We start from the raw sequence: 15,526 nt of genomic DNA, 5'->3' as shown, positions 1-15,526 counted from the left end.
TCGTTCAGTATTAAAACTCATCAAAAGCAATTTGATGACTTGTCACCCCTAATTGCGTCAACATTTTGGTACAGGCCTTAATCATCTTTGGTGGACCACATAGATAAAACTCTATAGCTTTTGGATTAGGATGCGTTTTTAAATAATTGTCAAAAACGACTTGATGAATAAAACCCGTTTGTCCTTCCCATTTATCGTCTTTTAATGGCTCAGAAAGTGCTATTTGAAAATTGAAATTAGTATGTCTATCTTGAATACTTTTGAAATAATCATCGTAAAAAATTTCTTGTTTAGAGCGTGCTCCATACCAGTAACTCACTTTTCTATGGGTAGATTCATTTTCGAATAGATGAGCAATATGAGAACGGATTGGCGCCATACCAGCTCCACCTCCAATATAAACCATTTCTCTCTGTGTCGGTTTTATATGAAAATCCCCAAAACTACCAATAGCTGTTACACGATCACCTGGTTTTAGATTAAAAATATAACTAGAACCAATGCCTGGAGGACAATCTTGACCAGGTGGAGGAGTTGCTATACGAACATTAAATTTAAGTGTGTGTTCTTTAAGTCCGTTATTGGCTAATGAATAATTATTGACACGACCAACCTCTGTATTACTACAACTTAAATCAAACATTCTTTGATGATTCCAAACGGCAGCATAAGGCTCTGGAATATCAAATTGATTGAATGGTATTTTATTATATTCTGGAATGTTAATTTGCATATAATCTCCAGGCACAAATTCTATTTTTTCATTCGTATTTATAGGTTCAAGAATAAGTTCCTTTATAAATGTTGAAACATTTTGGTTACTAATTACTTTTAAATCATAGCTTTTTTTCTTGCGCGCTCCTGCTCCACCTGCCTTTTCAATATTAAGCCAGATTTTATCATTTCGAGTTTCAATGGGATAAGTTGCCAATCCTTGACAAATAGGAGCACGAGCAGGAGAGCCATCTTCGATATTAAAACGTCCATTATGTTTTGGACATTCTATGATTTTACCTTTAATTAGGCCTTCACTTAAGTGCGTATTGCCATGTGTACAAATACCATCTGTAGCATATAGACAGCCTTGGTTATCTCTAAAAAGGGCAAAGGTTTTCTTTACATGATCGAATCTAATAATGTCTTCAATCTCCAAATCTTTGTTTGCACAAACCTCTAACCAACCTTCAGAATCGGGTAATACATTAGATTTCACCAATCCTTCTGGTGCTACACTTTTTGCTTCCGGTAATTTACGTTTCACGTAATAACCAGGTTCTTTAACTTGTCTTTTTATGGCAGGTAGTATTTCACTCCAAGCGGCGTAAATAGACGTATACACTGGCGGACAGTCGTCTTTTATAAGTTCGTGTAACTTGGGAAGCGCATGGTAAGGCACAAGCGGAAACATATGATGCTCTGTGTGGTAGTTCATATTCCAATAGATAAACCTGCTTATTGGATTCATATAAACGGTACGGCAATTTAAACGATGATCCAAAACATTTTCTGCTAAGCCAGCATGTTGCGTTGTGTTGTGCACAATCATGAGCCAAGTCCCAAAAATTTGAGGTAATACAAATAGAAATATGGGAATCCAAGTCTGTAAAATTATGGATGTACAAATCACTACAGCATATATGGCTAAGTAAATACGTGCGATTTTAAATATTTTCCCAAATTCAGTTTCTGGAATATAGGTTTTTTCGGATGCTGTAATTTTTCCAAATGCATGCCGAATTAAACTTGGAAAGAATGTTTTGTAACCTCCCCAATTAAATAGAGACAAAATAAGATTCTTGATATTTGGTGGACGTGGTATTTGAATTTCTGGATCGCGTCCAACAATAATAGTATCACTGTGATGACGTGTATGACTCCAACGCCAAACTACAGATTCTCTCATCACCATAAACGAGGCTACTTCATAAACAACATTATTCATCCAATCGGTCTTAAACGCTGTTCCATGGCTACACTCATGCCATCTAGAGTCTGAACTTGTACTATAAAATACAGCATAAATAAGATAAGGAATTATAACCCACCAAGTTCCCCAAAGTAAAATGGTAGCTACCGCAGTACTGACTAAAATAGCAACTAAAAGTATGGTATCCATAATGGCAGGTCCATCTTTTCTTACCAATAATTTTCGCATTGTTTTGCGAGGCACAGGAGTTTGGTACCAATCTGCCTCAGCAAGTCCTAATTCTATAGCTCTGGCAGTATTTTTCCCTGTTAATGAATAGTCTAATTCAATTTGAGGATTTGACATAGACGTTTCATGAGCCAAAGTCTTTTCTTTATGTGTTTTTTGTATTACAACCTTTGGTTCTAGATCTATCATTTTAATTTTTTACTGTTTTCATACCTTATGTCAAATTTGCAAACGGTTAATTTTTGCTCTTTTAAATTGACGCGATGAAAATTGATTATAGCGCCTTGAGAAACACTTTATTCAATATGGGTGATTTACAAACTTAGAGGAATCACCTATTCCAAACAATAGACGTTTTGTTGGTTTTGTTGTTCAAAATGTCTACATTTGATTAGATATGGACAGTTTTTTTCACTATTTAGCTGACGACCCTGAAGCCGAGGTTTGGGGTGTTTATGTGCCTACTTGTGGGTATCAACATATTTACCCTGGAGCTCAATACCCATTAGAAGGTCACCCAGATACACATGACTTTCAACAAGCCATGGGAAGAACGCTACCTGGATGTTATCTTGTGTATGTGCCTACAGGAAAGGGTACACTAGAGACAAAATCTGGTAAATGGGAAGTGAACTCAGGAGATGTCATGTTATTATACCCAGGAGAATGGCATAAGTACAAACCCGATGAAGACACAGGATGGGAAGAATATTGGATGGGAATACGAGGTGAGGTTTTATCGAATAAAATACTTAAAGATTTATTTCCTAATAACACGTCCTATGTGAAACAAATGGGATATCAGGATGAGCTCATATTTTTATTTAATCAATCTATAAAATTAGTTAAAAGAAATAGCCCAGGATTTAGAAAAATTTTAGCAGGCATCGTTTTACAGTTGGTAGCTTATGTTATTTCTTATGAAAACCAAGAAACTGGTAATCGAGAAGAAGAGCTTTGTAAAAAAATAATTGATTTTATTAGAGAGAATCTTAATACTGAAGTAGACTTCAAAAAACTTGCTAGTGAGCATCACTTAAGTTACAACAGATTTAGAACGGTTTTTAAAAATAATACAGGTGTTTCATTACAGCAATATCTTATTCAAGAACGACTAGAACATGCGAAACGACTTATGGTGAATACCACGCTTTCTTTAAAGGAAATTTCAGCTAAAACAGGATTTAATTCGCTATTCTATTTTTCAAAAGTATTTAAAAATAAAATGGGATATTCTCCAGGACAAATTAGAAGAAAGCCATAGCTTTAATGTTGTAAAACTATGGCTTTAAGTTTTTTTTAATGTTCTGAAATTAAACCATACTTCAATAAATTATCTTCAATGAAACAAGTTTAAACTCCTAATGACATCTGATTAATACTCTACTTATTCAAGCTAATTTCCAAAGGGTTGTTTACACATTTTGAAAATGCAGCTATATAGTCTTCCCACGCTTTCTCAGACGTAAACTGACCACTTTTTTTCCACCCAAAACCAGCGTAATAAATAACGTTATTGTCTTTAACATTAAGATGCGCATAGGCATTACTAAGGTCTTTTATATTACTATTATAAGTCTCAAAATCATTAAAATAATCTTTAGAAGCGATAATAGCAGTTCCTAATTCTGAATCGGCATGAGGCTGCCAATAACTCACCCAGCCTTCTTCTTTATTACCAGAAACTTCACCATCTTTTTCATGCAAGGTTAAACCAGCTGAAATGTTTTTCACACCTTCTAATGACACATTAAATTTTGAAAAATTCTGACCTAAATCTAAACTGATTACTTTTGATTCTGTAATAGTGTTTCCTCCGACATCCCAATTTTCATATTCCAAATAAAAACTAGTTCTAAGAGGACCCGTTGTTATTGTACGCCAATTGGTAAAGTTTTTAGCGGTATAATACGTCGTATCCGCTTTAACAGCAATACCACCTACTCCACGACTAGCACCAACATGAAAATCGTCTAATCCTTCTCCTGAATCGATATGATAACTTCCATCTGTTTCAGTTTCTTTTTTGTACCATTTATTAATAATGGGATATTCAACTCGTTTTAACCACGCATCAACACCACTAGAAAGCGTACCTCCTGGAACACTATCTTCAACCATTTGTTGTGCCGTTGGTCCATATACACGAAACGCGACTTTATCATTTTCCCAAGTATAATCATCGGTTCGTTCTGGTACAAAACGCGAATAACACAAATCTGCTGCTTTAGGTTGTTCTTCTTCGGTAATTGTCACCACCTCAAATTTAGCTACAGATTTTGAAGTCACTTTAGGTTGAAATAAAATGACATCCATAGTGCCATCTCCATCATTATCGACTAATTGGGTCACTTGAAGCTCACCTGTATTCACATCTTTTATACCAATATTTGATGAATTTTCTACATCTAATGACGTTATATCAATCTCTACCGTCTCAAAAGAGCGTTCAAAATCTAATGTGTTTTTCACGCTAATAACGGTACTATTTTTCTCTTGCGCACAAGCATATAATAGCACTATCAATACTAAAGCAATAGGTTTTTTTATGATTCTCATAATAATATTAGATTTATTAATCTTCGTTGGCTGGCTTCCCAATCGTTGCAAGGATTCCTCCATCAACATACACAACTTGACCATTAACAAAATCACTAGCTCTAGAACTTAAAAATATAGCCGCACCTTGTAAGTCATCCGGATCTCCCCATTTACCTGATGGTGTTCTATTAACAATAAAATCATTAAAAGGATGACCATCTACTCTAATAGGTTCTGTTTGACTTGTGGCAAAATACCCAGGACCTATTCCATTAGTTTGAATGTTGTGTTTAGCCCATTCTGTAGCCATATTTTGTGTCAGCATTTTAAGTCCACCTTTTGCAGCTGCATAAGCACCTACAGAATTTCGACCCAACTCGCTCATCATGGAGCAAATGTTAATGATTTTGCCAGTTTTTCTTTCAATCATTCCTTTCACAACATGTTTAGAAACAATAAAAGGAGCGACTAAATCGACATCAACAACCGCTTTAAAATCAACCACCTCCATGTCTACTAATGGAGTGCGTTTAATAATCCCTGCATTATTGACTAAAATATCAATGGGACCAACTTCTTTTTCAATCTTTTCAATATGTTCTTTTACAGCAACCTCATCTGTAACATCAAAAAGATAGCCGTAGGCCTCAATACCAGATTCTTTATAATTTGCAACAGCTTCATCTAATTTTGTCTGTGACGAATTTCCGTTTACAACAATTTTAGCACCAGCATTTCCAATACCTTTAGCCATTGCCATTCCTAAACCATGCGTAGCTCCGGTTATTAATGCTATTTTCCCTGTTAAATCAAATAAGTTAATTGACATAATTACTGTTTTTAATTAATTATTTTAACTCATTGATCTTACAGTGATCCATATCTCCGTAGTCTAAATTTTCTCCAGCCATACCCCAAATGAAAATATAGTTACTCGTCCCTGAGCCTGAATGTATAGACCAAGGTGGAGAAATTACAGCTTGGTTATTGGCCATCCAGATATGTCTTGTTTCTTCTGGTTCTCCCATAAAATGACAAACAGCCTGATCTTCTGGCACCTCAAAATAAAAATAAACCTCCATACGTCTATCGTGTACATGAGCTGGCATAGTATTCCAAACACTTCCTGTTTTTAACTCAGTCATACCCATTTGTACTTGACATGTTTCAACCACACTGTTTACAATTAGTTTTCTAATCGTTCTAGCATTAGCAGTTTCTAATGCTCCTAGTTCTACAACTTCGGCATCTTCTCTACTAATTTTTTTAGTTGGAAACGTTTTGTGAGCAGGTGTAGAGTTTAAGTAAAATTTTGCCGGATTTGTAGCATCGTCGCTACTAAAACTAACGTCTTTAGTCTCTCTACCTATGTATAGTGCCTCTTTATAATCTAAATTATAAGCTACAGCATTAACAGAAACAGTGCCTTTACCACCAACATTTATAATTCCTAATTCGCGTCGTTCTAGAAAATAATCTGCTTTTAAGGGCTCTATGGATTCAAGTTTTAATTCATTTTTCACTGGAACTGCTCCTCCAGTTATAAATCTATCATAATGCGAATAAACTAAATTTATAGCATCATTTTCCATGACGTTACTAATTAAAAATTCATCTCTTAATCTATTCGTATCGTATTTTTTCACGTCTTGTGGTGATGCCGCATATCGTGTTTGATAGTGAGTTGTCATTGCCAAATATATTTAAGTTAATTTTTGTAAAAGTAATAAAAATATCCAAAATACAATCGATTGTATTTTGAATATCATATATTTGTTATATAATATTGCTTGATTACAGCTAAAAAATTACGTAATCTAGGAGGCGCAAACTATTTACCAAAACGTATTCAAATGCAAAACAATAAGGTGACCATACACGATATTGCTAAGGCCTTAAATCTCGATAGCTCAACCGTGTCTAGAGCTTTAAACGATAGCCCAAGAGTGATACAAAAAACTAAAGATATTGTTTTAGCTAAGGCTGCAGAAATGGGTTACCAACGTAACCATTTAGCCTCTAGTTTAAGAAAAAGTAAAACAAATACCATTGGAGTTATTGTACCAAGAATTTCGCGTCATTTCTTTTCATCTGTAATTAGTGGTATTGAAGAGACCGCATATGAAGCGGGCTACACGGTAATTATTTGTCAATCTTTAGAGCAATTCAATCGTGAAAAAAAAATTATAAACACACTTTTGGGGCAACGTGTTGACGGTGTGCTCATGTCCATTTCAATGGAAACTAAAGACTATAAGCATTTAGAAGTCTTAAAAAAGCAAGGCATTCAACTCGTTTTTTTTGATAGACATTGCGACATTCCTAATTATTCTAATGTATTAATTGACGATTTTAATGGTGGTTTTGAGGCGACAGAACATCTCATTTTAAAAGGATGTAAACATATCGCTCATTTTTCTGGTCCGCAAAACCTAGAAATTTATAAAAACCGATTTAAAGGTTATAAGCATGCCCTTTCAAAACATAATTTGCCCTTTGAAGAAGCACTTGTATTTCCATCAAAATTAATGGAAGAAGATGGTAGGAAAAATTCTGAGAAATTATTAGCTCTACCAAATCCCGTTGATGGTATATTTTCTGCAAACGATGTGGCTGCTATTGGAGCCATGAAATATTTAACTGACAACGGTGTTAAAATCCCTGAAGATATTGCAATTGTTGGCTTTAGTAATGAACCAATTTCTACAGTTATTAATCCTGCTTTAACCACGATTAATCAGCCAGGAATTGAAATAGGTAAGGCTGCCACAGAATTGCTTTTGAAACATATAACGACTAAAAATGGTGCATTAGACGCACAAACCATCATAATGGATTCGAATTTAATAGAACGTCAATCATCAAAAAAGTGAAGGCTTAAATTAAAATGATTTCAATGAAAACAATTGTACCAATATTTATTTCATTTCTATTAGTCTTGACTTTTACGTCCTGTGAAACATTACAAGACGAGAAAACGATCAAATTAGCTCACGGATTAGACACGAATCACCCTGTACATAAGGCCATGATACGTATGGGTGAAGAGCTCGACAAAAATTCCGAAGGAAAATTAACCTTAGAAATATATCCAAACCAGCAATTGGGCTCAGAGCGTCAATGCTTAGAATTGCTTCAAATAGGAAGTTTAGATATGACTAAAGTATCTGCAGCAGTGATGGAAAATTTTTCACCAGATATGAAAGTGTTTGGTCTCCCTTTCATTTTTAAAGATCGCGAGCATACGTTTAATGTTTTAGATGGTGCTATTGGGAAGGAATTATTGGATGGTGGACAAAAATATTGGCTGAAAGGTTTAGGCTATTATGATGCTGGAAGTCGCAGTTTTTACACTAAAGAAAAAACCGTTGAAACTCTAGAAGATTTAGAAGGCTTAAAAATCAGAGTTATGGAAAGCGTTACAGCCATGCGCATGGTTACAAGTCTTGGAGGCTCTCCTACTCCAATATCGTCAGGAGAATTATATACCGCTTTACAGCAAGGTGTTGTAGATGGTGCAGAAAACAATCCTCCGACATTTTATCTTTCAAGACATTATGAAGTCTGTAAGTATTTTTCTTTAGATGAGCATACTACGATTCCAGATGTATTAATTATCAGTACGCATTTGTGGGAAACCTTGAGTGCTCAAGAAAAAGAATGGCTACAATCAGCTGTAGATGTTTCTGTAACATACCAAAGAAAGCTATGGGCAAAAGCAGAATTAGAAGCCTTAAAAGCTGTAAAAGAAGCGGGAGTTACCGTTATTCAACCAGATAAAACGATTTTTAAAAATAAGGTAGAATCTATTTATGAATCTTATAAAGATGATGCACAGATGTATAGCCTTATTAAGCGAATTCAAGAAAGCCAATAATTATGAAATTAAGACAAAAAGTGGATAAAGTATTGGGCACATCACTTGCACTAATTATGGGCGTAATGGTTATAAACGTTTTGTGGCAGGTATTTACAAGATTTGTCATGGGCACTCCAAGTTCATTTACAGACGAATTAGCACGATATCTCATGATTTGGGTCGGTGTTTTAGGAGCTGCTTATATTTCTGGAAAGCGACTACATGTTGCCATAGATTTATTGCCATCGCGATTGAGTAAAAAAGGACAAACAAATTTAAAGGTGGTTATTAATTGGGTTATTATTGTTTTTTGCTTTGCAGCACTTGTAATTGGAGGATTACGTTTAGTATATATCACCTTTACATTAAAACAGTCTTCGCCTGCATTACAAATTCCATTAGCTGTGGTTTATGCGATAATTCCTATTAGTGGCATCTTGATTATTTATTACAAACTTTCTGATATTATAAACAAACAATTATAATGGAATATCTACCTATACTCGTTTTAGTATTAAGTTTTATTGGTTTATTATTACTAAGTGTTCCTGTAGGATGGAGTATTGCCATTTCATCATTATTAACAATGATGACAAGTATAGCCGTGCTTCCTGCGTTAACCACTGTATCGCAACGTATGGCCACAGGTTTAGATAGTTTTGCTTTGTTAGCCATACCGTTTTTTGTACTCTCTGGTCAACTTATGAATAAAGGAGGTATAGCACACCGTTTAATCGATTTTGCTAAAACACTTGTAGGTGCGCTTCCCGGTGGATTGGCATTAATTAATGTCATTGCCGCCATGTTAATGGGAGCCATAGCAGGATCAGCCATGGCATCTGCATCAGCTATGGGAAGTATTTTAGGACCCGAAATGGAAAAGGAAGGCTATTCAAAAGAATTTGGAGCAGCTGTAAACATTACATCTTCCACTACAGGACTAATAATTCCACCAAGTAATGTGCTCATTGTATATTCCTTAGCAAGTGGAGGTGTCTCTATCGCTGCCTTGTTTTTAGCAGGCTATATTCCCGGAATTTTAACAGGATTATTTCTTATGATTGTTGCTTCTTTTTGGGCGAAAAAGAAAGGGTACAATGTAGGAAAGAAAAGTTCATTAAAAGACGTTGGACGTACATTTTTTAGAGCTTTTCCTAGTTTAATGTTACTTGTCGTTGTGATTGGAGGTATTGTAGCCGGTATTTTTACAGCCACAGAAGCATCTGCTATTGCTGTTCTTTATACGTTAATATTAGGCTTTTGGTATAAGGAGATCACCCTTAACGATTTACCAGAAATATCGTTAGAAGCTTGCGGCACTACAGCGATTGTAATGCTTTTAATTGGTGCGTCTACGAGCATGTCTTGGGTCATGTCTTACGAGAATATTCCAAATGATATTAGTACAGCTTTATTAGGAGCAAGCAATAACCCTATAGTGATATTACTAATTATTAATTTGATATTATTGGTAGTTGGTATATTTATGGATATGACACCAGCAATACTCATTTTTACTCCAATATTTTTACCTATCGTAGAAAAGCTTGGCATGGATCCTGTACATTTTGGTATCGTTATGATTCTAAATTTATGCATTGGCCTTTGTACGCCACCTGTAGGGTCGGTATTATTTGTAGGAGTTGGTGTAGCAAATACAACTATAGAGAAAGTGGTTAAGCCACTTTTACCGCTTTTTGCAGCCATGATCATTTCCTTACTCTTGGTTACGTATTTTTCAGAATTAAGCTTATGGTTGCCAGGTTTATTTGGATATTAAACTGTTTTTTAGGAAATATTCTTCTGAGTTTATAAATAATTAGACACGCTATCACTTAATATCCTATTATAGGAAAAATGGATCATGATACCATTATAATATCCATCTTATTACTATAATCTCATAAAAATAAAAAAGCCCTACATCTCTGTCAGGCTTTTTTATTTACGATTCTATATGATATAGTAAAACTGCATAATATGGAGTAAAATTGGGTTTTAAATATAGATGTATGGCACATTATATGTATATAAAACTTTGTATCAATTGACGTTTTGATTAAATCTCTAATTACTCTAATTAAAGAATTCGAACTTACATTTAACTCTATTGAAAAAAAATTTGAAGCCAAATATTTGACTAACAGATATAATATAGTTATAAGATTATATAAGTTTTTTATCCTTTAAGGATATTTTCAATTGATTATGATTTTCCCAGAATCTATCTTTAATTTTTTGAATAACTTCATCATAGTCGGGATGGTGTTTTAAGGATTTCAACAGTGGGTCTTCTTCAAGAAACAATAAAACCCAATATTGATAGTTATTTTTAGTCGCAAACAACTTTAATTGCTCAATAGCGCGATTCTGGTTACCATCGTGTAAATATTTCATAGCCAAACTAAGTGGTTGGTATATAGATTGATCATTTTCACAATATTCTGCATAGGCTCTATAAAAGTCTTCAACTTTCTCATGAAAGTCCATTTTATCGTATACTATTCCAATTTTTAGATTTTCTTGTGGATATACATTGAACTCATTAATTTCCTTGATTTTTTCAAATTTATCATAGTAATAATAAGCACTATCATACTTTTCTTGAAAATAATAGAACTTTGCCACTTCCTGCATTATATCTAAACGCGTTGTATCTTTTTTCCATAGTTTCACTAATGCATCTGTAGCCTTTTCTATATTTTGATGCTGTGCGTATTGTATAAAAACTTTTAAAAAAGGAGCATAATAATTCTGTGGATTATAATCTAAAGATAATTTTAAATACTTCTGTGCTTCATCTGTAAAACCATTTTGAACAAAAGCATTGCTTAATGCCAAATACATAAAACTTTTATTTATTGAATCATTTGCCTCAATATCAAGCTGTAAACCTTTTAGCGCATACTGTAAATATTTACCTGTATCAGGAGTGGCGCGTGAATACAAATCGGCAAGTATTTGAACTACAGAACTTGAATTTGGATTATATTCTAAGGCTTTTTCTAAATGCGGAATCGCCAATCTATATTCATTAACATTAATATAATAAAGTGCTTTTGCGATAAGACTCTTAGCAGATTTAGAATCATAAAGCAACGCTTTATCTGCATTGTTATTTATAATATCTGTATACCGTTTTTCAGCTTGGTTTAAGTCTAAATAATAATATGTTATCGCAATCTGAGAATACGCGAGCGCAAATTCCGTGTCTTGTTCGATAGCTTTTTCAAATAAAGCAATAGCAAATTCTAAGCTCTCCTTAGTTTCTTCTTGAAGCGATTCGAGCCCTTTTAAGTAATAATCATAAGCCAACAAGTTTTCTGTTGGTTTTTTATCAATTTGTTGTATTTCTGCTGGTGTTACTGTCGCTTTTATAGATTCAGTAATCTTTTTAGCCACTTCGTTTTGTACAGAAAAAATGTCTTCTGTTTTGTGGTTGTATTGTTGTGCCCATATAGGTGTATCGTTCAATGCGTCAATCAATTGGATATTTAACACCACCTGATCATCAACGCGTTGTCCACTTCCTTCAATTAAATAATTGACGTTGAGCTCATCTGCTATTTCCGAAACCGTTTTATTTGTATTTCTATATTTTTCGACAGAGGTTCTACTGATTACGCGGAGATCTTCAATCTTTTGTAAATTGTTTAACGTCGACTCCATTAGTCCGTTTACGAAATACAGATTATCAGAATCACTACTCATATTTTTAAACGGCAATACTGCTATCGATTTCTTAAGGTTGACGACATTTTTTTCAGAATTGATTGTTTCTTTTGGAAGAAGCAAAAATAGTACTAGTACTATAACCAAGACCATTCCTACTATTATCTGAATACGGTACTGTTGAAAAAAACCTTTCTTAGTAACTTCAATAATCTCTGTGTTTTGGTGATCTCCTTCAACTTCAAATTCATCTTCAAATTCTGTTTGTTCACCTATTTTTTTTCTGGCCTCGCCTGGGGAATACCCATAATAGTCTTTAAAGCATTTGATGAAATAGGAATTATTACTAAACCCAACCACATAAGAAATTTCAGAAACAGTAAGCTCCGTCTCTTTTAACATCGTCATCCCTTTTTGAAGTCGAACTTCACGAATAAATTGACTTGCACTACCTTGTGTTTGTTTCTTAATCTTCCGCAACAAATTTGATCGGCTCATATTCATGAGGTCTGCCAATTCTGAAACTCCAAATTGCTCATTAGAGATATTCTCTAAAATAAGCGACTGAGCTTGCTCAATAAATTTTTCTTGATGTGAGATGTTAGACATGTTGCTTTGTACTGTTCCAAAAGTAGAAATTTTTATTTAAACACTATGTCGCTTATAGTTGAAAGTTCTTTATCAAAAAATGAGTTTTTGCGTCATAATTTATACTCCTGCGTCATAATTTTCAATCTCTCACCAAACTTGACACAACAGGCTTCATGCGGATTATCAACCAACTAAGTTAGTATCGCATCTTTGTAGAAACAAAAATCAAATTATTAATTATTATAAATTTAAATTATGAAAACACTTAAAATCACTTCAATTAGAATGACTATTCAAATGTTATTCTTCACGCTTTTAATAATGAGTTCATGCGCACAATCTAACAAAGAAACAAGTTCAAATGATTCCGCTAAAGCAACAAAAACAGTAAACGCACCTGATATAGATATTCACGGAGCTGTTTTAACGGGAAATTTGGATGCAGTTAAGCAACATATTGAAGCTGGGACTGATATTAATCAAAAAGAGGCCATGTCTGGTTCTACACCTTTAATGTCTGCAGCCACTTTTAATAAACCTGAAATCGCTAAAGTATTGATCAATGCAAATGCAGATTTGTCTATAAAAAATAATGATGGTGGTACAGCTTTACACACGGCAGCATTCTTTGGACGAATCGAAATAGTACAATTACTTATTGATGCAAAAGCAGATAAAACGGTTCGTAATAATTATGGAGCTACAGCAAGAGAAACAGCAATGGCAGATTTTGCTCAAATGAAACCTATCTATGAAATGTTAATTCAGCAATTAAAACCAATGGGATTTACATTAGATCTTGATGAATTACAAAAGGCACGTCCTGTTGTTGCAATGATGCTACAATAAACATAAAACAAGATGACAACAGAAAGAAGATACGATATTGATTGGCTTAGAGTCATTGCTATAGGTTTATTACTGATTTACCATATAGCGATTATATTTCAACCTTGGGCCATGTTTATAGGGTTTATAAGAAGTGAAGACGCTTTAGAAGGACTTTGGAAACCAATGACCATGCTCAATGTTTGGAGGATACCCTTACTGTTTTTTGTATCGGGAATGGGCTTATATTTTGCAATGAAAAAAAGAAATTGGAAGCAATTATTCATAGAGCGCAGTAAACGAATTCTTTTACCCTTTGTTTTCGGTATTTTAGCTATCACTCCGTTACATTTTTTAGTCTTTCAAAACTACTATAATATGCCATTGAGTTATTTTCCGCATATGGGACATTTATGGTTTTTAGGAAACATTTTTGTCTATGTCGTAGTGTTGTCACCTGTGTTTTACTATTTGAAGACTAACGAAGAAGGAAAATTTAAGAAAGCCATTTCAAAAGTGATGACCTATGCTTTAGGACCATTATCAATATCCGTATTTTTTATGATAGAAATAGGTTTTGTTAAACCTCAGCTATTTGAACTGTACGCTCAAACTTGGCATGGGTTTTTTATAGGGCTACTTGCTTTCTTTTTTGGTTTTCTTTTTGTGTATAGTGGTAAAGCATTCTGGCTAACCGTTTCTAAATGGAAATGGTTATATATAGGCATAGCGTCTGTTTTATTTGTTATTCGGTTTACAGGATATGAGTCCATATCAAATATGTATATCACCACTATAGAATCTAATACTTGGATATTGGGTTTATTTGGAATAGGATACAGTTACCTTAATAAACCAAGTGCCTTACTAAGCTATTTGAGTGCAGCTGTCTATCCTGTTTATATTATTCACATGTTTGTATTATATGCAGGTGCATTATTTATTCTGCCTTTAAACCTTCATCCTATACTAGCGTATATAGGAATCACGCTATTTACGTTTATAGTCTGTTTTCTTATCTATGAATTCATCTTAAAAAGAATTACAATTTTAAGACCATTATTTGGACTTAAGTGGAAATTTAAAAGCGTCGTACAGAAAAAATCAAATAGGATTCAAAATACCACACAAAACACTGTTTTTCAATGTGATAAACCAGGAAACCATGATAAAATTATTTAGAAAAAATAGACAAAAAATGCTCTCCAAAAATAAGTTCGCCAACTATTTTGCTTATGCAACTGGAGAAATTATTCTTGTTATTCTCGGAATCCTTATCGCACTGGCAATCAACGAGCATTCAAATGATAAGAAGAGATTAGAGTTACGAAATTCATACCTAATTCAATTGCATGATGAAGCAGATCGCAACCTAAAAAAGTTAACGCTTCTAGACGATGAGGCATTGCAAATGCTCAAAGAATTAGATACAGTATTTAAAATTTTATTATATAAAGATTATGATAACCCAAAATTATCGACAAAATCATTCTATTTAATCATGTCTAAAAAGTTTTATCCAGTTATGATAACCTATGAAAATTTAAAATTTTCTGGTGATTTAAAATTATTTGATGATCTGAACTTACGCAACGCTATCTCTGAAACATACGAGACATTCAACCCTATAGGAAAACTTGAAGCTTCAGAACAACAAGCAATTGAAGCGTATTATGAAAACTTTTTAATGCGAAACGTTAAATTTAGGGATATGGGCATTTCTTCAGACACTTACGGAAAAGACATTTATTTTGAAAATATGGTCTTAACAAGAATGACTACGATTGCGCAAAATCGAGAAGCTTACGGTAACGGCATTGAATCGTTAAAGAAGCTAAAAGACACTTATACAGAACTTCAAAATAAAAATTAAACAATTT

13 protein-coding genes are annotated in these 15,526 nt (G+C 33.8%); 8 read left to right on the top strand and 5 right to left on the bottom strand.

The annotated features are described in order from the left end of the window. Nucleotides 1–10: 10 nt before the first annotated feature. Nucleotides 11–2,344, bottom strand: a complete 2,334-nt coding sequence (gene nqrF / locus C8N41_RS03365; RefSeq protein ID WP_211318180.1) for an NADH:ubiquinone reductase (Na(+)-transporting) subunit F — start codon at nt 2,342–2,344, stop codon at nt 11–13. A gap of 208 nt (nt 2,345–2,552) precedes the next feature. On the opposite strand from nqrF, the gene C8N41_RS03360 reads away from it, so the two are divergent. Next, a complete protein-coding gene (locus tag C8N41_RS03360; RefSeq protein ID WP_115838215.1) occupies nt 2,553–3,419 on the top strand; it encodes an AraC family transcriptional regulator in 867 nt (288 codons plus the stop codon). A 119-nt stretch (nt 3,420–3,538) separates the two neighbouring features. On the opposite strand, the gene C8N41_RS03355 is transcribed toward C8N41_RS03360, so the two are convergent. From C8N41_RS03355 to kduI, 3 genes are read right to left on the bottom strand one after another with little or no spacing between them, the layout of a single operon-like run. After that, entirely contained in the window at nt 3,539–4,714 is a 1,176-nt protein-coding gene (locus C8N41_RS03355) for a DUF4861 family protein (protein WP_115838214.1), read from the bottom strand. 16 nt (nt 4,715–4,730) lie between these two features. Next, nucleotides 4,731–5,525 carry a gluconate 5-dehydrogenase gene (locus C8N41_RS03350; protein WP_115838213.1) on the bottom strand — a complete coding sequence of 265 codons (795 nt, stop codon included), beginning with the start codon at nt 5,523–5,525 and terminating at the stop codon, nt 4,731–4,733. A 19-nt stretch (nt 5,526–5,544) separates the two neighbouring features. Beyond that, on the bottom strand, nt 5,545–6,387 hold the full coding sequence (kduI, locus tag C8N41_RS03345; RefSeq protein WP_115838212.1) for a 5-dehydro-4-deoxy-D-glucuronate isomerase: 843 nt from the start codon (nt 6,385–6,387) through the stop codon (nt 5,545–5,547). 162 nt (nt 6,388–6,549) lie between these two features. On the opposite strand from kduI, the gene C8N41_RS03340 reads away from it, so the two are divergent. Genes C8N41_RS03340 through C8N41_RS03325 form a run of 4 tightly spaced genes read left to right on the top strand, consistent with a single transcriptional unit; the run spans nt 6,550 to nt 10,335 of the window. Next, the gene (locus C8N41_RS03340; RefSeq protein WP_115838785.1) at nt 6,550–7,569 is read left to right on the top strand and encodes a LacI family DNA-binding transcriptional regulator; all 1,020 of its coding nucleotides are present in this window, start codon (nt 6,550–6,552) and stop codon (nt 7,567–7,569) included. 23 nt (nt 7,570–7,592) lie between these two features. Further along, the gene (locus tag C8N41_RS03335) at nt 7,593–8,573 is read left to right on the top strand and encodes a TRAP transporter substrate-binding protein (protein WP_115838211.1); all 981 of its coding nucleotides are present in this window, start codon (nt 7,593–7,595) and stop codon (nt 8,571–8,573) included. Nucleotides 8,574–8,575: 2 nt separating this feature from the next. Continuing rightward, nucleotides 8,576–9,040, top strand: coding sequence for a TRAP transporter small permease (locus C8N41_RS03330; protein WP_115838210.1), 465 nt, complete (start codon nt 8,576–8,578; stop codon nt 9,038–9,040). After that, on the top strand, nt 9,040–10,335 hold the full coding sequence (locus tag C8N41_RS03325) for a TRAP transporter large permease (protein ID WP_115838209.1): 1,296 nt from the start codon (nt 9,040–9,042) through the stop codon (nt 10,333–10,335). The genes C8N41_RS03330 and C8N41_RS03325 overlap by 1 nt, the downstream gene beginning before the upstream one ends. Nucleotides 10,336–10,721: 386 nt before the next feature. Here the strand turns inward: C8N41_RS03325 and C8N41_RS03320 are convergent, their stop codons facing one another. Continuing rightward, on the bottom strand, nt 10,722–12,836 hold the full coding sequence (locus C8N41_RS03320) for a helix-turn-helix domain-containing protein (RefSeq protein ID WP_115838208.1): 2,115 nt from the start codon (nt 12,834–12,836) through the stop codon (nt 10,722–10,724). Between the two features lie 237 nt (nt 12,837–13,073). Here C8N41_RS03320 and C8N41_RS03315 point away from each other — a divergent pair, with 237 nt between their 5' ends. From C8N41_RS03315 to C8N41_RS03305, 3 genes are read left to right on the top strand one after another with little or no spacing between them, the layout of a single operon-like run. Beyond that, entirely contained in the window at nt 13,074–13,667 is a 594-nt protein-coding gene (locus tag C8N41_RS03315) for an ankyrin repeat domain-containing protein (RefSeq protein WP_115838207.1), read from the top strand. Between the two features lie 12 nt (nt 13,668–13,679). Continuing rightward, nucleotides 13,680–14,828, top strand: coding sequence for an acyltransferase family protein (locus C8N41_RS03310; RefSeq protein ID WP_115838206.1), 1,149 nt, complete (start codon nt 13,680–13,682; stop codon nt 14,826–14,828). Then, nucleotides 14,812–15,519 (top strand): hypothetical protein, encoded by a 708-nt coding sequence (locus tag C8N41_RS03305; protein WP_115838205.1) that lies wholly within the window; start codon nt 14,812–14,814, stop codon nt 15,517–15,519. Before C8N41_RS03310 ends, C8N41_RS03305 begins: the two co-directional genes overlap by 17 nt. Nucleotides 15,520–15,526 lie beyond the last annotated feature (7 nt).

This window comes from Winogradskyella sediminis, assembly GCF_003387355.1.
GTDB lineage: Bacteria > Bacteroidota > Bacteroidia > Flavobacteriales > Flavobacteriaceae > Winogradskyella > Winogradskyella sediminis.
Note: the sequence above shows the minus strand (reverse complement) of the source record. Positions and strands in the feature narration are given on the sequence as shown.